Origin of the sequence: Fluviicola sp. (assembly GCF_029266855.1) — a bacterium.
In the GTDB taxonomy this organism is placed as follows: domain Bacteria; phylum Bacteroidota; class Bacteroidia; order Flavobacteriales_D; family Crocinitomicaceae; genus Fluviicola.
In genome coordinates this window covers 309103-327884 of the sequence record NZ_JAQSWB010000002.1, presented here as the reverse complement: position 1 = coordinate 327884, position 18782 = coordinate 309103, and the positions used below count along the sequence as shown (strand labels likewise).

The 18782-nt window shown below is 41.1% G+C and carries 14 protein-coding genes; 7 read left to right on the top strand and 7 right to left on the bottom strand.

All coding sequences use genetic code 11. The annotated features are described in order from the left end of the window. Positions 1 to 105: 105 nt before the first annotated feature. The 4 genes from K0S23_RS06830 to K0S23_RS06815 are packed head-to-tail and all read left to right on the top strand — an operon-like array spanning position 106 to position 5963. Positions 106 to 570 carry a MarR family transcriptional regulator gene (locus K0S23_RS06830; protein WP_300355684.1) on the top strand — a complete coding sequence of 155 codons (465 nt, stop codon included), beginning with the start codon at positions 106 to 108 and terminating at the stop codon, positions 568 to 570. A 4-nt stretch (positions 571 to 574) separates the two neighbouring features. After that, the gene (locus tag K0S23_RS06825; RefSeq protein WP_300355683.1) at positions 575 to 1609 is read left to right on the top strand and encodes an efflux RND transporter periplasmic adaptor subunit; all 1035 of its coding nucleotides are present in this window, start codon (positions 575 to 577) and stop codon (positions 1607 to 1609) included. Continuing rightward, the gene (locus tag K0S23_RS06820; RefSeq protein ID WP_300355682.1) at positions 1606 to 4659 is read left to right on the top strand and encodes an efflux RND transporter permease subunit; all 3054 of its coding nucleotides are present in this window, start codon (positions 1606 to 1608) and stop codon (positions 4657 to 4659) included. The genes K0S23_RS06825 and K0S23_RS06820 overlap by 4 nt, the downstream gene beginning before the upstream one ends. Then, positions 4656 to 5963, top strand: coding sequence for a TolC family protein (locus K0S23_RS06815; RefSeq protein ID WP_300355681.1), 1308 nt, complete (start codon positions 4656 to 4658; stop codon positions 5961 to 5963). Before K0S23_RS06820 ends, K0S23_RS06815 begins: the two co-directional genes overlap by 4 nt. 296 nt (positions 5964 to 6259) lie before the next feature. On the opposite strand, the gene K0S23_RS06810 is transcribed toward K0S23_RS06815, so the two are convergent. Further along, on the bottom strand, positions 6260 to 7012 hold the full coding sequence (locus K0S23_RS06810; protein WP_300355680.1) for a LytTR family DNA-binding domain-containing protein: 753 nt from the start codon (positions 7010 to 7012) through the stop codon (positions 6260 to 6262). A gap of 316 nt (positions 7013 to 7328) precedes the next feature. Here K0S23_RS06810 and K0S23_RS06805 point away from each other — a divergent pair, with 316 nt between their 5' ends. Beyond that, positions 7329 to 8285 (top strand): sulfatase-like hydrolase/transferase, encoded by a 957-nt coding sequence (locus K0S23_RS06805; protein ID WP_300355679.1) that lies wholly within the window; start codon positions 7329 to 7331, stop codon positions 8283 to 8285. A 55-nt stretch (positions 8286 to 8340) separates the two neighbouring features. Here the strand turns inward: K0S23_RS06805 and K0S23_RS06800 are convergent, their stop codons facing one another. The 3 genes from K0S23_RS06800 to K0S23_RS06790 form a co-directional block, all read right to left on the bottom strand. After that, positions 8341 to 8724: a YchJ family metal-binding protein gene (locus K0S23_RS06800; RefSeq protein WP_300355678.1), complete on the bottom strand. Its 384-nt coding sequence runs from the start codon at positions 8722 to 8724 to the stop codon at positions 8341 to 8343. Beyond that, positions 8721 to 9923: a serine hydrolase gene (locus tag K0S23_RS06795; protein ID WP_300355677.1), complete on the bottom strand. Its 1203-nt coding sequence runs from the start codon at positions 9921 to 9923 to the stop codon at positions 8721 to 8723. Before K0S23_RS06795 ends, K0S23_RS06800 begins: the two co-directional genes overlap by 4 nt. A 120-nt stretch (positions 9924 to 10043) precedes the next feature. After that, a complete protein-coding gene (locus K0S23_RS06790; protein ID WP_300355676.1) occupies positions 10044 to 10664 on the bottom strand; it encodes a GldM family protein in 621 nt (206 codons plus the stop codon). Positions 10665 to 10718: 54 nt separating this feature from the next. Between K0S23_RS06790 and K0S23_RS06785 the strand changes: the two genes are divergently transcribed. Then, entirely contained in the window at positions 10719 to 11207 is a 489-nt protein-coding gene (locus tag K0S23_RS06785) for a hypothetical protein (RefSeq protein WP_300355675.1), read from the top strand. A 36-nt stretch (positions 11208 to 11243) separates the two neighbouring features. Here the strand turns inward: K0S23_RS06785 and K0S23_RS06780 are convergent, their stop codons facing one another. Continuing rightward, on the bottom strand, positions 11244 to 13649 hold the full coding sequence (locus K0S23_RS06780; RefSeq protein WP_300355674.1) for a gliding motility-associated C-terminal domain-containing protein: 2406 nt from the start codon (positions 13647 to 13649) through the stop codon (positions 11244 to 11246). Between the two features lie 147 nt (positions 13650 to 13796). Between K0S23_RS06780 and K0S23_RS06775 the strand changes: the two genes are divergently transcribed. Continuing rightward, entirely contained in the window at positions 13797 to 15032 is a 1236-nt protein-coding gene (locus K0S23_RS06775) for a DEAD/DEAH box helicase (protein WP_300355673.1), read from the top strand. Positions 15033 to 15050: 18 nt separating this feature from the next. Here K0S23_RS06775 and K0S23_RS06770 read toward each other — a convergent pair whose 3' ends face one another. Then, positions 15051 to 15578, bottom strand: a complete 528-nt coding sequence (locus K0S23_RS06770; protein WP_300355672.1) for a hypothetical protein — start codon at positions 15576 to 15578, stop codon at positions 15051 to 15053. Positions 15579 to 15695: 117 nt separating this feature from the next. Continuing rightward, complete coding sequence (gene dnaE, locus K0S23_RS06765) at positions 15696 to 18641, bottom strand: DNA polymerase III subunit alpha (protein WP_300355671.1); 2946 nt, start codon at positions 18639 to 18641, stop codon at positions 15696 to 15698. Positions 18642 to 18782: the final 141 nt, after the last annotated feature.

The following is an 18782-nucleotide window of genomic DNA, read 5'->3' as shown; positions in this document are numbered from 1 at the left end:
TTGAGGAACAAATGTAACAGAATCTGATAATTTTAGTCAATTTAAGTTAAAATCAAAACTAGTACACACCTTTAATAGTTAGCTTTGTTAACTATTAAATAGCGAATGACAACACAAGAATGGCCACTGGGCCGCTTTTTCAGCTTTTTAACGAAGCAATATATCGGGAAATTAGCACAACGGATGGAACACACACCAGTGGAGCGTTATTATTTTCCTTTGTATCTGATTGGAAAAAATAACGGCCTTGCCTGTCAGCAGGAATTAGCAAATCAGCTATTGACAGATAAGGTTTCACTGGTCCGCATCCTGGATGCTTTGGAGTCTGACGGCTTTATTGAGCGCAAAACAAATCCATGCGACCGAAGACAGCATTTGCTCAGTATTACACCAAAAGCAGAACCCTGGATTTTGGAAATCGAAAAGGGAATCAAAGAAACAAATGATTACTTCTTTAGCTTGTTAGACCCGAGTTTACACGCTAATTTTGAGTTAATACTCACTGAGCTCATTACAAAAACACAAGAAATACCGGCAGACCAATTTGAAATTTTCTACAATAAAAAGTAAACCTATGATATTCAAACACTCACCAATTATGCTCGCACTGGCACTTTTCTTACATTCGTGCGGCGAAGAAAAAGAAGATTTAAAAGCACAAAAAGCTCCGGTAGTTACCGTAGATGTTGTTCAACTAAAAGCTGGAGAGGTCGCTCGTTCCATCGCAATTCCCGGATCTGTGATACCAAACGAGCAAGTTGATGTATATTCTGAAGTAGCCGGCCGGATCCAGCGTATCTCATTCAAAGAAGGACAACATGTAAGCAAAGGCAGTATTATTCTCCAGGTGGATTCTGATATTTTGAAAGCTCAAAAAGCCCAGTTACTGGTAGAGCAGGATTTGGCAGAAAAAGATGAAGCACGGAAAAGAAGTTTGTACCAGGCAAAAGGAATCAGCCTTCAGGATTATGAGGTATCCCAATCAGCACTTGCAGATGCGAAAGCCAAACTGGACCTGTTGAATGTACAGATTTCGAAAGCAACTATCCGCGCGCCCTTTTCCGGGAAGATCGGATTAAGGCATGTAAGTGAAGGAGCTTTCATCTCTACAAGCACCCTAATCACTTCCATTGTACAGGAAAACCCGGTAAAAATTGAATTCTCGGTTCCTGAAAAATATGCACGAAATGTCAAAATCGGGCAAATCATTGAATTTAAAACCGACGGGGATTCCAAAAAGTATTCAGGAAAAGTATATGCTTTTGAACCACGGATCGATGAAGGCACCCGCATGATGACCGTTCGCGCTTCACTTCCGAACCTGGGGAACCTCATTGCCGGTTCTTTTGTTTCAATCAGTTACGACATGGGGAAAGAAGAAAACGCATTCATGGTTCCATCGGAAAGTATCGTTCCGATCCTAAAAGGTCAAAAGATCTTTGTGGTCCGTAATGGATTAGTGGAAGAGATTCCTGTAGAAATCGGGATCCGGACTCCTGAAAAAGTTCAAATTATCGGAGCACTGAAAGAAGGAGACCAGGTTTTAATCTCAGGTTTATTGGCAGTTCGTGCGGGAATGCCTGTGAAAACTAAAATCGCATCCAAATGAATATCGCATCCTTAAGCATTAACAGACCGGTACTTGCTTCCGTTTTGTCAATTATCGTGGTACTCTTTGGTATCATCGGGTTCCTGTTTTTGGGAATCCGTGAATTCCCTTCCGTGGATCCGCCCATTATAACGGTTACTACCAATTATCCCGGGGCAAACCCCGATGTTATCGAATCGCAAATTACAGAACCACTGGAAGAATCGATCAATGGTGTTTCGGGAATCCGCACCATCAGTTCAACCAGTTCAGACGGCAGAAGTACCATAACTGTGGAATTTGATTTGAGCGTTGACCTGGATGCAGCGGCAAACGATGTACGCGACAAAGTTTCGGCAGCTGTCCGGAATCTTCCCCAGGATTCGGACCCGCCTATCGTTGCAAAATCAGATGCCAATGCAGAGACTATTTTCTCTCTGACCGTTCAATCCGATAAGAAAAGTTTACTTGAACTGACCGAATTGGGGAACAATGTCTTTAAAGAACGTCTTCAAACGATCAAAGGGATTAGTGAAATCCGGATTTGGGGGGAGAAAAAGTTTTCCATGAAGTTCAACCTCGACCCGGAAAAAATGGCCGGTCTGGATTTAACAGCCCTGGATGTGAAAAATGCTTTCCTGAATCAAAATGTGGAATTACCCTCCGGAAGAATTGAAGGAAATACAGTTGAATTAACCATCAGAACCTTTGGCCGCTTAACAACTGAAGAGGAATTCAACAAACTCATCGTTGCCAAAAAAGGAACACAGATCGTTCGCCTGAAAGATATTGGTGAAGCAGTTTTAGCGCCGGAAAATGAACGTACGCTGTTACGCGGAAATCATGGAATTCCAATGATCGGTATTGCTGTTAACCCGCAGCCGGGAGCAAATTATATCGAAATAGTGGATGAGATCTATAAAAAAGTAGAACAGATCAAAAAAGAACTTCCAAAAGATGTGCACCTGGGAGTGGCGCTCGATTCTACTCAAAATATCCGCAAATCTATTTCGGAAGTAGAAGAAACGATCCTGATAGCCTTCGGCCTGGTAGTGGTCATTATTTTCTTGTTCCTTCGCGACTGGAGAACAACCCTCATCCCGATCATCGCTATTCCGATTTCATTGATCGGGACTTTCTTCATCATGTATATCTCGGATTTCTCAATCAACCTGTTGACTTTACTGGGAATTGTGCTTTCAACCGGACTTGTGGTCGATGATGCCATTGTAGTAATGGAAAACATCTATACCCGTGTTGAACGCGGTGAAAACCCAAAAGAAGCCGCCCATAAAGGTTCGAAAGAAATCCTGTTTGCAATTATTTCCACAACAATCACTTTAACAACCGTTTTCCTTCCTGTAATCTTCTTAGAAGGCTTAACAGGGCGTTTGTTCCGCGAGTTTGGAGTCGTAGTGGCCGGATCTGTTATTATCTCCGCATTCATTTCCCTCACCCTCACCCCCATGATGAGTTCCAGGATATTGCGAAAAAAAGAAAAGCATTCGCGCTTCTACAAAATGTCTGAAGTCTGGCTGAATAAATTAATGAACGGGTATAAAAACACACTTTCAAAATTCATGAAACGTCCCTGGATTGCATTTATCCTAATGGGAATATCGTTAATCCTGGTTGTTTTGACCTTTTTAGGGCTGCAGGACGAATTAGCACCAATGGAAGACAAAGGCCGTTTCCAGATCATGTCGAATGCACCGGAAGGAACTTCTTTTGAACGCATGGACCTGCATCAGCAGCAATTGATCGACCTGGTAGATACCCTTCCGGAAAAAAGCAACCTGTTAGCCGTTACTTCCCCCAGCTTTAATGCAGGAGGAGTCAACAAAGGATTTATTCGTCTGAACCTGGTTCCTGTAAAAGACCGAAAACGTTCACAGGAAGACATTGTCAACCTGTTGAATGCACGTTTGGGTGAGTACAATTTTGCCCGCACATTCATTATCCAGGAACAGACTATCGGTGGTGGGCGCTCTGCCGGATTCCCTGTTCAATACGTACTCCAGGCTCCCACTTTCGAAGCCATGAAAGATGTGCTCCCCAAGTTTATGGAACAGGCCATGAGCGATCCAACCTTCAAGATCGTAGATGTAGACCTGAAATTCAACAAACCCGAGTTACAAGTTGAGATTGACCGCGATAAGGCAGCAAGTATGGGAGTGGACGAAAACGAAATTGCGTCAACTTTACAATTGTATTTTTCCGGACAGCGCTACGGTTATTTCATCATGAACGGAAAACAATACCAGGTGATCGGTCAGGCAAAAAAAGACAAACGCGATGATCCTTCGGATCTGAATGCCATCCAGGTTCGTACAGATTCCGGAACACTGGTCCCGCTTGAGAACTTAGTTTCAATCCGGAATGAATCAAGCCCGCCGCAATTATTCCGTTATAACCGATACGTCGCCGCAACAGTTTCTGCACAACCAAACGATGGATTTACAATCGGAGACGGGATTGCAGCAATGGATAAGATCGCTGAGAAAGTACTACCCGAAAGTTTCTCTCACAGTTTAGCGGGAACCTCAAAAGAGTTCGCCGAAAGCGGAAACAGTGTGATCTTTGCATTTCTTTTGGCCCTGGTCCTGGTTTATTTGGTCCTTGCCGCACAATTTGAAAGTTACAGCGATCCGCTCATTATAATCAGTACGGTTCTGCTTGCTCTAGCGGGAGCAACCGTTTCCTTATGGCTTACAGATCAAACATTAAATATTTTCTCAAAGATCGGGATCATTGTTTTGGTTGGTCTTGTAACCAAAAACGGAATCTTAATCGTGGAATTCGCAAACCAGCGCCGCGAAGAAGGTTTAAACATCAAAGACGCCGTTATTGATGCCTCATCTCAACGTTTCAGACCAATTTTGATGACAACGCTGGCAACTATTTTAGGAGCACTTCCGATTGCACTGGCACTTGGTGACGCTGCAACCAGCCGGATCTCAATGGGAATCACCATTGTGGGTGGTTTAGCATTCTCCTTAATATTTACCTTATTTGTCATTCCGGGATTATACATCTATTTGACATCCAAAAAATCGAAAATAAAGGCATGAAAAAAATCATTCTTCTCTTCATACTCTTCTCAGGTAAGCTCGCTTTTTCACAACAAGTCCTGAGCCTGGAAGAAGTCATTAAGCGCACTTTGGAAAAAAACTTCGATGTACTGATCCAGCGCAACAATCTGAAAATCGCTGATAACACCAATAATATCGGTACGGCGGGATATTTACCGACAATAGCCATAACAGCCGATCAGACCTGGACAACAACCAATACCCGACAGGAATTCTATTCCGGGCAGGTGAATGAAAAAACAGGAGCAAATAACAACTCACTGAACGCCTCGGCTCGTTTGAACTGGACTTTTTTCGACGGATTCGCCATGTTTGCAAGAGACAAGCGACTTCAGTTAACCGAGGACCTGGCGACAGTAAACCTGACTGCCCAGATGGAAATGTCGATCTACCAGGCTTCAGTTTTGTATTACAGCTTGCAATATTATAAACGTTTGCAAATTGTATACGAAGAGGCCATCCAACTTTCGAAGGAACGATTTGATCTTATTGCGTTAAGGTCGAAGAATGGCGCCGCAAGTGATTTGGAATTACTTCAGGCAAAACTGGATTTGAATACGGATAGTTCCAATTACCTGAATCATTTGAATATTATCAGTAAAATGAAAGCAGACCTGGCAATGGTAATGGGTGAAGCCGGAGAAATATCCTTCGATGTGGATGATAACATACCTGCACTTCCCGCACTTGACAAAAGCATTATCCTGGAAAATGCCTTATCACAAAACACCAGTTTACTGGTTCAGAAAAGTCAGATTGCCATTATAGATCAGCAGCGAAAAGAAATCCAAAGCCGTTATTACCCTCAATTGTCCTTTTACGCAAATTATTCGGCGGCCGTATCACAAAGTGAAGTCGGACTGCTTTCTTCAAACCGAAGTATCGGACCTGGGATTGGTTTTACTTTAAGTTGGACCATTTTGGATGGTTTAGCCAATGTAACAGCAGTAAAAAACAATCGCTTTCAAAAAGAAAATGCGGAATTTGCAGTTCAGAAGCAAGAGCAAACGATCAAAACGGAAGTAGACAAAGCCTGGCAGGATTACACTTATTCAGAACGTATGTATCGCCTGGAAAACAGTTCGGTCGTTAACACCACGGCAATGTTTGAGATTGCGCAGAAATCATTTGAAAACGGTTCATTAACGCAATTCGAATTACGTGAAATCCAGTTTTCTATTATCCAGGCAAAGAACCGCCAGTTAAGTTCCGAATTCAATTTGCGGACTGCGGTATTGAATGTGGGATTGTTTACGGGAGATTATAAGAAATTGATCCCATAAAGACACGGTTTTTGCAGATACGTGAAGTATTTGGGGCGCGATTTATCTTTTTCGGGGTACGTAACACGTCATTTTTTTGGGACGCGATGCGTCGGGATATATGTATTATTCGCGCCCAAGCCATTTTCTGAAGTACAACACTTTCCATAGGCGCATCGCACTCGCTTTTTTAAAAATATCAATGATTTAGAGGTTTACAAAAAAGGAGGCGACTGGTAAGCGCCTCTAATTATCTGTGCATCTGTGGGAGAAAATAAAAGTGGGTGTGTTGTGATAATTCCCTATGCGTCGCATCCTTACAGAAAATGCATTTGCAGATCGCGGATCACATCTTCTTTCTTTTGACGTGAGATCGGAATCTTCAAACCGTTCCTCATTTTGATATAACCACCTTCTTCCTTAAGGTATTCTTCGACATATTTCATATTGATAATAAATGATTTATGCGGACGAATGAAATTCACGTTTGTACTCAATTTATCATCAAAAAATTTCAGTGGTTTCGAAACCAGTATTTCCTTCCCGTCATCCAGGAATACTTTACAATAAGAGCTGTCAGCCTCGAAAGAAACGATTGAATCCAAACGGACAAAACACATTCCGTCGGCGGTTGGAATAGAGATTTTGCGTTCACCGTTTCCATAAGAAATCACCATTTGATCAGCGCTCATTGAGCGTCTTTCCCTTACTTTGTCCAGCGCCTGATTTACTGCCTCCACGAATAACTCGGAATCGATCGGTTTCATTAAATAATCGAGCGCCTGGTATCTGAATGCCTTTACAGCATATTGATCAAATGCAGTAGTGAAAATGATTTGAGCAGCAAAAGCATCGCTTTCATCCAAGACATCAAAGCCGGTTCCATCACCTAAATTAATGTCGATGAATATTAGATCGGCTTCTGTTTCATTGATTAATTGCACTGCTGATTTAAAGGAATCCGCCTCACCAAGAATCTGGAAGTTCGGAAAATAACGCTCTAAATATTTAGAGATTACTCGCCTGGCGTCAATTTCATCATCAATAATTAATACTCTCTTCGTTTTCATAAGTTGAAATATAAATAGTTGTAATCTCCTTGAGCAAATCTGTTAATTACCGTAATGTGTTTGTGATGAACTGGACCTCATCTGACCTAATTGATAGTAATTTAATAAAAAACAACATTTTGTTCCTATTCGGGTCCGAAAATTTAACATAATGAAGCAGGCAGCTGTTCTTTAAAAAGTTCACCATAAGCAGAAATCTCAGTTTAGAATTCCAAAATTAGGAAACGTTACAAAACTGAATATATTTTAAATTGCCAATAATTCACAACCTCCGTATTTCATTTAAAAAAGTAACTTTAAGGCTTCAAAATGAAACATGGCTAAATTGTTACTTTCAGTGGTAATTGCAGTTGGAGTACTTCTTACTTCCTCCTTCAATCTCAATAAATCACCAAATAATGAGACAAGAAAATACAAAACAGAATATGTTATTGTTCTTATTATAGATGGTCCGCGCTTCACTGAGACGTTTGGCGATACTACTTACCAATACATTCCGCATTTAGGAAATGAATTAAAAAAGGAAGGGGTTCTTTTGAGTAATTTCAGAAACAACGGGCCAACATATACTATTTCAGGACATTCCGCAATTATTACCGGGCGGTATCACAGCATTTCGAATGCAGGAAAACAATTGCCCAAATACCCATCCATGTTTCAGTATTATCTGAAAGAAAAAGGAGTTCCAAAAACCGATGCCTGGATTATTTCAAGCAAAGGAAAGCTGGAAGTGTTGGGGAATACGAACTATAAAAAATGGTGGAATGTTTATAAACCCTCCACTTATTGCGGGCTTCACGGTAACGGGGCTGATTATACGGGCGACCAGGAAACATTCGACAAGGTCACGGAAGTGCTTTCGGCAAACAATCCGCCTCACCTGATGCTTATTAATCTGTTAGCTGCCGATTCATATGCTCATTCGAAACAATGGGATATGTATCTTAAATCGATCCAAAAATGTGACGATTATGCTTTTCAATTGTGGAATCTGATTCAGTCAAATGAACGACTAAAGGACAAAACCGCACTTATCGTCACAAATGACCACGGCCGCCACCTCGACGGGCACAAAGACGGATACATCAGTCACGGCGATAATTGTGAAGGATGCAGACACATCAGTCTATTGGCCATCGGGCCTGACTTCAAAAAGAACGTGGAATCGAAAAATTGTTCCGAACAATTAGACATCAGTAAAACCATTGCGGAAATACTGCACTTCTCTATGCCAACCGGGAAAGGACGGGTTTTGACTGAACTCTTTGAGTAATTTCTAATTACGAATGCCGAATTGTTGAAATACAGGACTAAAAAAACATTTGTAATTATTTCCCATCCATAAAATACCAGCGTCCGGCTATTTTTTCAAACCGGGAATTTTCGGTATGCCGCATTAAGCTGCCGTTCTCATCCAGGTAAGAAGCAACAAATTTGACACGATTTTCCGAAGAAGAGAGGATTTCCAAACTAATCCAGGTACTGTTGACTGCCCACTCCATGATCGATTTCGGATTGTAGTACTTCCTGAATTCAGGAGAGGTTGTTTCCAGGATATACGAAACGTTTCGCGTTACATAAGCGGAATAACGTGAACGCATCAGCTCTTCAGCGGTAGCCGGTAAACTTATTCCCGAAAGAAAGGGTTCACAACAAGTCTCAAACGATTTTTGACTTCCGCAATGACATAAATTATCTGATTTCAAACTCATTTCTTTCTTCGGATTGCCTGGCTCATATGTAATTTAGCAGCATTGGGACGAACGAAGTTTTCCCTTGTATCAATCAACGGTTCATAAGGATAATTTCCAAAAAGAGTAGACAACCTATTGATTGCAAACACTTTCCGGGTATAGTGATTGGAAATGATAATCATGCAAATAGTATCTTTCCGCAAGGATGCATAACAACCGGTATTTCCGTGCCACCAGCCGGTATGAAAGAATAAAGTTGATTTCCCTTTATCTTCGCGCATCCGGTAACCCAATCCGTAATTACTTTTCCCTTTCCGTTCATAGCTGTAGCCGCGGAAAATTTCTTTCTTGATAGAATCACTTAAAAAGGCATTCGAATAAGTTGCCTTATCCAGTTTTAATAAGTCCCTTGCAGTTGTATACAGGTTTTTATCCCCATACACACCATCTAAATTAGTAAACGGTTCTACATTGTTCCTTGAATCATAGGATTGTGCCAGTGAATCCGAATTCTTCGATCCGTCATTGATAAAAGAATCGGTCATCTTTAATGGTTCGAAAATCAGTTCCCGGGCAAGCGCCGGAAATTTCTTCTTCGTAATCCGCTCGGCGATTAAAGCCAGTAAAACATAATTGGTATTACAATACGAAAATTGCGAATTCGGAGGGAAGTACAGAGGCATTTTGTAGGTATTCAAAAGCTGGACAATTTTTTGATTTGTCAGCATTTTTGTTGAGGGCCATATCGAATAAGGAAAGTAGCCGTAATAAGGAATCCCGCTTCGGTGATTCAGGAGCATTCTTACCGTAATTCCATCATACATGATTTCCGGTAAATAGGAGCGAATGTCCTTATCCAGGATAATCTGATGTGAATCAGCCAATTTACAGATTACAACTGCCGTTACGACTTTCGAAATCGAAGCGACATGCAAAGGCGTATGCTTATCAACCCGTTGTTTGAACCGGTGATTTGCCATTCCTTTGTAGCGCTCATAGATAATCTCCCCGTTTTTTGCAACCAGGAACATCCCGTTAAAATCAGGTGCTATGCGGTTGCGGTAGAATAAACTGATACTGTCGTAATAATGAGGTACGAACGATTTGGGAACAGGATTAAAAACAGGAAATTGAAATTGATCCACGGAAGATACCAATTCTTCTTTTTTAGAATTTCTAGGCTCCGACTTACAGCCAAAAAGCAAAAAAAAGAACATTACAGGGAATATACAACGAGAAAATCCGGAAATCATGGCGCAAAGGTAGGAAAACTTCAACGAATCTTTTCTTTCTTCAAAGTCATTTAATAGCCGAAAGTTCCTGGTTTCTTTATTGTTCTAATAAATAAACGCCGCAGTTCTTTTCCGGATCAGACCGTCTTTGCCTTTTGCCTGGACAACCAAATTAAAAGTAATCTGTTTTCCCTTATTAGCTGCTTTGGCTTTTGTCAGTGCATCCATTACTTCCTGCGTGATCCTCGTTCCGTTAATTACACCAAGCGGTTTTTCAATGGATACCGAATTGACCTCGTAACTGATCACCTCAAATCCCGCACTTTGAATAACCGTAGTCTCTTCATAACCAACACGTACAAGCTCCTGATCCAAAGTAACCACCGTTGTGCCTTCCAAAGCATTTCCGATATAAACAGAAGGAACCGGTAAATTCAAAACCCGGTATTCATATGTTTTGAGCACCTTGTTCTCTTTCAGGTTTTTCATGGTAAGTGTAATTGTTTTTTCAGGCCCGGTAGGTCTGACATAAAAACACGAATCTCCCCTGAAAACTTCAGCCTGGGTGCTTTCCAAAACTATAAAGCGGGTATCTGCACCTGCCCCGATTTCAAACTTGTTATCGTAACCGCGGTAAACGACATTATATTCAGGCATAGCCAAAGCAACTTGTCCGAAACTGAACGTGCTGGCAAAACATGCTATTAAACCAATTATTATTTTCATACAAGAGGTGTTAAATTTATTACTAAATATACCAAATTATATTAACTTGTTTACATGAAAAAGTACGCACCAATAACAGCCATTCTTTTAACAAGCCTTCTGCTTTCCTGCGGTGATAACCAGGACGAAAAGAAGATCAGTGAAGTCCCGGTTGAATCTCAGAACATCAAAGAAGAATTGAAACAGGATTCCGGCGACAGCAAAGAGAAGAAAGAAACAAAAAAGCCGAAAGAAGATACGCATGTAAAAATCACCAATACGGAAGACCAGCTGATCAGCAAAGTTTGGCAACTCCCGGAGGTGAAAGCTTTATCAGATAAAATAGAACGCGAATCAAAGGGAAAACGGCATTTGGTAGGACGCATTTCTTCCCAACCATCCGACGACCAGGAATATTACGGCGTTTCAGTTGCAGAAGATAACGGAGAAGCCCTGGCAACCTATTTTGAATTTAGAATTTATCCCGATAAATCGATCTATTATTACGATCCGGTGGAGGATCAGGAATTGAGTTTAAAAGAATGGCGGGCTCAGAAAAAATGATCCAAGCCCGCCAAATATTAAGTGTTGCGGTTTTTACTATTTAAACAGCTGCACGAATCCCTGTCCTTCCAACAATTCATCTTGTGCGCCTTTTGCGGTGTATTTGTAGAAATACACGCCCTCATCCATCATATTTCCGGCAGAATCTTTTCCATCCCAGCTAAATGGTACTGCACTGGAAACATATACCGGATTTCCCCAACGATTGACAACCGTCACATCTAACGCCTTTATGTTCAGCAATTCGAACGTGAAGAAATCATTAACATGATCCCCATTCGGTGTAAAGATATTTGGAGTTTTCAGATCAACAGGTACGATAGGTGGGATAACAGGTGGTACATAAGGAGGAATTACTGTCACCGTAACAAAAGCGGTATCTGTACAGCTTCCATTGATAGCCACCAACATAACCGTATACGTTCCGACAGAATCATAGACCTGGTTTTGCGATGACAGATCAGTCGTAGTGGTACTGTTCCCGTTTCCGAAGTACCAGTCAAAGGTATTGGCATTCGTACTTCCGTTCGTGAATGTAACCGGTAAGGGACCATAACCGGAAGTCGGATTTGCAGAAACTTGTGCTACCGGAGGATTTAAAGGCATAACCAAAACAGAATCCGTCCGGTGGCAGCCATTATTCTCCACATCAATGTAATACCATCCAGGAGAAAGATTTTGCCATACGGAAGCATTGATCTGATTCGGATTATTTGCTCCAGGACCATTCCAGGTATAAAGCGGCTGACCAATAAAGTTTCCGGTCATCAATACATAAACTGCCCCGTTATTAATTCCACAATCCGAAGGAACTGAAGCAACAGTATCAAAATCCCAAGGCATCGCTTTGATATTTACCGAAACCGTATCAGATAAATTACAACCGTTGGGTGAAGTTGCCTGTACAATATAATTTCCGGAAGAAGTTGGAGTAATCGTAGCGCCTGTTTGTCCCGAAACCCATGTGAAATTCGGATTAGCAAAATTAGCAGTGGCCTGGATCGTTTCCGACTCATTTTCACAGAAAGTTAAATTCGGCCCTGCACTGATCTGAGACGGATCATATGAGATCACGATCGTATCCGTTTGCGGACAAATTGTATTGAAAGTAATATTATCTATAGCAAAATCATTATTCCCACTGGAAACCTGGGCTACAATACTGATCGTAGCGGAAGTATTTGCAGCAGAATTCCATACTTGGGTAAATTGCTGCCAATTGCATGACAATAATGTAGGACTGAATACCGGTCCGATCTGCACATTATTAATGAAGAACTGCAAAACCGAAACGTTTGCCTGTGTAATGTTTTCTACGCTGGTAACCCAAGCAGAAAACGAATAATCTGTATTCGGATCAATTGCAATCGTTTGAGACCAAACAGTCGTATTCGGAATATCCGATCCATTAACAACCAGCATATTTCCTGGACCGGTTGTTCCAAGGTCACTGCAGGTTCCGAAATTTGAGTGAACCAAATTGGGATTTGTAGTAATGGCATATGTACCCGGACTTGACAACAAACCGAAGCTTCCTCCCATGCCCGGATTATATCCAGTTGTAAAACCGGTGTTTCCCGCTTCAAAGTCCCCATTAACAACTAAATTCTGAGTGAAATTCGCTACATTTAAGATCAATGTAGTAGGAGAAGTGATCGTTACACTTGATTGATTTCCTGCGCCGATATTCCAATTATAGAAATCATATCCTGCAGGAACTGAATAAGTCATCGAGGTTCCCGGGCACAACGTTGTATCATTTCCAATATTCAACAGCGGATATTGGCTGCATGGAGATGTCGAACAACATTCAAAAATCATAGAATCAATAACAAGTCCGAAACCACCCCCGGGACGGTTGTAGTTAAACGAAATGCTTGTGATCGGACCGTCCCATTCTATCCATCCACGTGCATTATCAATATCAGAAATCATTTGATTGGAAGCTGCACCAGGATCAAACAGATTGCCAATTACATCAGTCAAACCACTGTAAGCCGGAGAAATTGCACTCAAATATTCGTTTTGAGCACCATCTATATCATCAAATCGAATACGTAAATTGCATACTGGCTGGGAGAACGTAATGGTCATTGGAATAATTTGCGACGGATCGAAAATAGCAGCCGGTATGATAATTCCATCTGTCAAGGCAGGGTTCCCTGCTGTAGAAACATGTTTAAATCCAATAGGAGAAGTGATTGTATAATTTACAGAACCACCACAAATACTAAAAGACGGACTTGCAGCTGAAGTGACAGAATTTCCGGAAACCCAATTTAAGTTATCAGAAGCTATCTGAGCACTGGAAATGTGAGTAAAGCTCACTAACGCGATGATTAAGGAGAGCATTTTCATACAAATGGATCTGGATGTATAATCAAAGGTAAAGACATATGGTAAGGCCAGGCAATATTTTGCACCTAAAACTTTTTTCTTCATAACGCAAATCTATAAATACTAAACGGATATAGTAACTATTTAGTTGCTTGAAGAAGCTCTTTTTTTTCGTTTTTAACAATTTATTAAGAAACGATCTATTCATCAAAAAGAGTATCTCCTTAAATAAGATTAACTAACTTTGCTTTTATGAAATTCAATGAACTAGGATTAAACGATTTGGTCCTTGAAGCCATCCATCATATGGGCTTCGAAAACGCAACTCCTATCCAACAGTTTTCCATTCCAGAAATCCTTGCAAACAGTGACTTGTTAGCTTGCGCACAAACAGGAACAGGTAAAACGGCCGCCTTTATTCTTCCTATCTTACATAAACTGACGGGAAAAGAAGATGCTTCGATAAACACATTAATACTTGTTCCCACCAGAGAACTTGCCATCCAAATAGAACAGGAAATTCAGGGCTTATCTTATTTCGTTTCTGTTGGTTCTACTGCAGTTTACGGTGGCGGCGACGGTACTCGCTGGGAAGAGCAAAAAAATGCGCTGGTTGAAGGAACGGATATTATTGTTGCGACTCCCGGAAAATTACTATCTCATATCATGCAGGGTTATGTTGACTTCTCTCAATTGGAACACCTGATCTTAGATGAAGCTGACAAGATGCTGGACATGGGATTTTCGGAGGATATCGAACGCATCATTTCTCATCTCCCAAAAAAGAGACAAACCTTACTTTTCAGTGCTACAATGCCTTCGAAAATCAAGAACCTGGCATCCAAGATCCTGATTCATCCGAAGGAAATTGCTTTATCTATTTCGAAACCCGCGGCGGGAGTTAGTCAAAATGTGATTCTTTGCTCTGATGAACAAAAGAACGCCGTGCTTGATTTCATTTTAAAAGAACGTGTAAACTACGACAGCATAATCATCTTTACTTCTGCAAAAAGCAAGGTACACGAAATCGTTTATGCACTTAGAAAAGCGGGATACAAAAACACGCAGGGTGTTTCTTCCAACCTGGAACAAGAAGAACGGGAAGAAGTATTGAGAGGTTTTCGTTCCAAACGCACACGGATCCTGGTTGCAACGGATGTAATGAGTCGCGGAATCGATATCAAAGAAATCAACCTTGTGATCAATTACGATGCGCCGAGAGATGCTGAAGATTACGTTCATCGAATTGGAAGAACGGCACGTGCAAATACAAAAGGAGAAGCCTATACTTTGATTAATCAAAAAGATATGCCGAAGCTTTCACGTATCGAACGCTTAATTGAAATGGAAATCCAGCGGGTAGCTCTTCCTGAAGAGTTTGGACCTACTCCCGAATGGAAGACTTCAGGTCATTCCACTAATTCTTCCGGGGGAAATAATAAGAATCGCAAAAAGAAATTTTTCGGAAAGAAGAAAAAAGCGGATTAGAGTCGATTGGATATTTCGTTAAACAAATATCACTTCATCTCCTTTTGCCGCTTTGCGGACACGTTCCGAATATCCTTTGAAGAAGTAAGGAATATTATCCTCATCGCCGTTAACGATGCGGTTTTTTACTTTTTCAAAGGTCAAAATGGATATTTCAAAATCAGGAAGCCCCGTTTTAAGCAGCGGTTGTCTCAAACTATCCTGCCAAAAGTAAGTTCCGCCATAATTTCTTCTTGCTACTTCGAGGATATAGGATCCTGCCTGAGCACAAAAATCATCAATTATTTCTTCGTCTGAAAGATCTGCAAAATCAGAAAAATCTTCGATCAGGCTGTCCAGGACGTTTAAACTTCGGATCGAATAATCGAATGCCCCATCGTATTTCGAATTGAATGCACGAACAATTCTTTCAGCATTACCCGTTGCCATGCTGATGAATTCCTGCTGGATATTGTCAATGATATTATCACCTGAACTCAATACTAATGAAGGCTCTTTATCTTTTACCGGAGCTTTTTTATACTTGAAAAATTCAAACAATTTCATGTTGATTTTCTGATTAGATGCGTAGTGTAGTTTCGTGTCTGCGAAAATACAACTTTTTTAATTATTTGACTTGTCAAAAACTATTTGTGTGGCTTTTTTTGTTTCTCTTAAAGTCAATCAATCCGTATACCTCACATCCTTTCGATATGGGACTTTTTCCATCCGTTCAACTTCAATAGTAAAATGACCGAACTCTTCCGCAACTTTTCCGTGAATCGCATAAATCCCTTTCCCCCTCAGCGGATACTTTAATGCAGCATCCTGAAACTGAACAGTATCCAATTGTTCTCCCTCTACATCAAAAAACGTCCCGAAATGTACGATCTGGTTTTTGGCACTCACAATTTTTTTCAATGCAATAAAATAACCATAAACGCAGATTTTTTGATTGATATGATTCACCAGGTTTTTTGCCAGTACATAATCAACCGGTTTTTCTTCCAAAATATCGAAGGGATTACATAAGGGGAATTCCAGCAATTCCATGTGTTCAAAAACCTCTTCGAAATCAGTCTCACTTAATTCGGGAAACACAAATTCACGGTGTTCCTGTAAAAATAACTGCGGCTGAGTTTCCGATTTCACCAGTACTTTGTGAAAGTTTAAATGCGCATTCCACATAAGCTCCTTCTTTGGAACTCCAAATGAACGAAGTGCTCCGACACGGATCAACAATAATAATTGTTCCAGGGGAAGAGAAATCCGTTGTAAAAGATCATTAAACCCCTTGAATTCACCACCCAGGTCGCGTTCCCGAACTAAGCGCTGAAGCTGTTTCAATTCAATTCCTGCAATGTGTTGAAATCCCAGGTAAATAACCTTTCCCTCAAGCATTGTCTCTCCCCTGCTTTTATTGATACATGGAGCTTCAATACGCGCGCCAAGTTTTTTTGCCTCCAGCACGTAAACTTCTGTACGATAGAAGCCTCCGAAGTTATTGATCGTTGCAACCATATATTCCAGTGGATAATAAGCTTTCAGATACAGGCACTGGTAACTCTCTACAGCATACGATGCCGAATGACCTTTGGAAAAAGCATACCCGGCGAAACTTTCGATCTGCCGCCAAATTTCCCGGATGTCCTTTTCCGAATGGCCTCTTTGCTTTGAATTTTCAAAGAATTTATTCTGAACAAGCATAAATTCATCGCGGGATCTGAACTTGCCCGACATTCCCCTCCTAAGCACATCCGATTCAGCCAGGTCCAATCCACCGAATTGGTTGGCTACCTTAATCACATCTTCCTGGTAAACCATTACTCCGTAAGTATCCGGCATAATATCCAGTAAAACAGGATGTGCCTGCCTGATTCGTTCGGGATCCCTGTGCCGGAGGATGTATTCCCGCATCATTCCCGAAGAAGCTACACCCGGCCTGATAATTGAACTTGCGGCAACCAACTCCAGGTAAGTATTCGTTCTTAATTTGATCATCAACATACGCATTCCGGGAGATTCGACATAAAAACAACCTATCGCTGTTGCCTCCCGAAGTAGTTTATTGATATTATCATCTGCAATAAATCTCCGCACGTCGTGAATATCATGGGGCGGATTTTCAGGCTGATTATATGCGATAATATCCAGTGTATCCCGAATCTTTCCCAAGCCTCTTTGCGAAAGGATATCAAACTTATACAAACCTACATCTTCGGCTTCTATCATTGAAAACCGGGTAGTTTTATACCCTTTTGAAGTCAAAAATGTGGCCGTAAAATAATTGATCGGTTTTTCACTGATTATCATTCCTCCCGCATGAACACTCAAATGTGAAGGCAGCCCGGCAATCAGCTTGCTATACTTCAACACCAATTCCTGGATAGGATCATTTTTCCGCAAATCATTTTTATCACCCGAAAGAATATCGATATCCGTTTTCGGCAGACCGAAGACTTTACCCAACTCGCGCAGTGTAGCTTTGTATTGGAAGGTATTGTACGTGCAGATCAAAGCTGTATTTTCAAAACGATTAAATATATATTCGATCACATCGTCCCGGTCACGCCATGAAAAATCAATATCAAAATCAGGTGGATTCTGCCTGTACAGGTTGATAAAACGCTCAAAATACAGATCCAGTTCCAGCGGATCAACATCTGTAATCCCCAGTAAATAAGCGACCAAACTATTTGCACCGCTTCCTCTTCCCACATAATAATATCCTTTTGATTTTGCGTACGAAATAATATCCCAGGCGATCAAAAAATAGGTCACATAATTTTTCTCATCAATGACTTTGATCTCTTTTTCAATTCGTTCCCGGATTTCAGTCGTACTGATATCGTATCTCTGCATTAATCCTTTTTCGCAAAGCGAGCGGATTAGTGCCAGGTCATTTTCCCGGGAATCCGTATAAAGTGCCAGGTTTTGGGAAGTTGCTACTGGAGCGAAGTCAAATTCAATGGAACATTGCTTCAGTATTTCCTCCGAACGAAGGACCAAATATTCAAACTCTCCATAATTATTTAATAAATCCGATCTCTTCAAAAACAGTGCATCTTCCCTGCTTTGATTCTCAGGGGTGAGTTTTGAAAGCAGTACATTTTCATCGATCGCGCGAAGCAGACGATGGGTATTAAAATCGCGTTTGGATCGAAAGGTCATAACCGGAAGTGCCAGATACTTATCGGAGTGGTTGGCAGAATTCATCCGGAAGCGATTTAACTGCCAGACATCCACACCGATAAACTCATAGGTTTCAAGATTATCAGGTTCCTTTCCCCAGGGATAGATCACCAGGCAATGTTCAAACTTCGGGGCCCTGGACGGAAAAGGCTCTTCTTTATGCGTATGCTTGCTCAGGAACTGATTTATTTCGGTAAACCCTTCGTTATTTTTAGCCAGTACCACATAACAACAGGAAACCCCATTCCGGAAATCAACCCCTACAACCGGAATCCGACCGTTTTCCTGGCTGTAACGGACAAAATTCAAGACCGCTGAAGTATTATTAATATCCGTCAATGCGATGCGTTCGTATCCCGAGGTCATGCCCCATTTAACCAATTCTTCCGGATTAACCATTCCGTATTTTAAGCTGTAACACGAATGAACATTCAGCATATCATCTTATTTAATTATTTGACCTAAAAAAGCTCTGAATCCCTTTAAAACAAAGGGCTGTTCGCGATATCGCGAATTCGCAACAAAAAAACCAAATTCCTGATGTCACGGTACTTATACCTTCTCTTTTAATCCGGCAGC

Excerpts from the sequence above, each read along its gene's own strand:
- K0S23_RS06800 (WP_300355678.1), bottom strand. The coding sequence starts at position 8,724 with ATGAGTTTGAAATCAGATAATTTATGTCATTGCGGAAGTCAAAAATCG.
- K0S23_RS06785 (WP_300355675.1), top strand. The coding sequence starts at position 10,719 with ATGAAAAAGTACGCACCAATAACAGCCATTCTTTTAACAAGCCTTCTG.
- K0S23_RS06825 (WP_300355683.1), top strand. The coding sequence starts at position 575 with ATGATATTCAAACACTCACCAATTATGCTCGCACTGGCACTTTTCTTA.
- K0S23_RS06795 (WP_300355677.1), bottom strand. The coding sequence starts at position 9,923 with ATGTTCTTTTTTTTGCTTTTTGGCTGTAAGTCGGAGCCTAGAAATTCT.
- K0S23_RS06780 (WP_300355674.1), bottom strand. The coding sequence starts at position 13,649 with ATGAAGAAAAAAGTTTTAGGTGCAAAATATTGCCTGGCCTTACCATAT.
- K0S23_RS06790 (WP_300355676.1), bottom strand. The coding sequence starts at position 10,664 with ATGAAAATAATAATTGGTTTAATAGCATGTTTTGCCAGCACGTTCAGT.
- K0S23_RS06830 (WP_300355684.1), top strand. The coding sequence starts at position 106 with ATGACAACACAAGAATGGCCACTGGGCCGCTTTTTCAGCTTTTTAACG.
- K0S23_RS06820 (WP_300355682.1), top strand. The coding sequence starts at position 1,606 with ATGAATATCGCATCCTTAAGCATTAACAGACCGGTACTTGCTTCCGTT.
- K0S23_RS06770 (WP_300355672.1), bottom strand. The coding sequence starts at position 15,578 with ATGAAATTGTTTGAATTTTTCAAGTATAAAAAAGCTCCGGTAAAAGAT.
- K0S23_RS06815 (WP_300355681.1), top strand. The coding sequence starts at position 4,656 with ATGAAAAAAATCATTCTTCTCTTCATACTCTTCTCAGGTAAGCTCGCT.
- dnaE (WP_300355671.1), bottom strand. The coding sequence starts at position 18,641 with ATGCTGAATGTTCATTCGTGTTACAGCTTAAAATACGGAATGGTTAAT.
- K0S23_RS06810 (WP_300355680.1), bottom strand. The coding sequence starts at position 7,012 with ATGAAAACGAAGAGAGTATTAATTATTGATGATGAAATTGACGCCAGG.
- K0S23_RS06775 (WP_300355673.1), top strand. The coding sequence starts at position 13,797 with ATGAAATTCAATGAACTAGGATTAAACGATTTGGTCCTTGAAGCCATC.
- K0S23_RS06805 (WP_300355679.1), top strand. The coding sequence starts at position 7,329 with ATGGCTAAATTGTTACTTTCAGTGGTAATTGCAGTTGGAGTACTTCTT.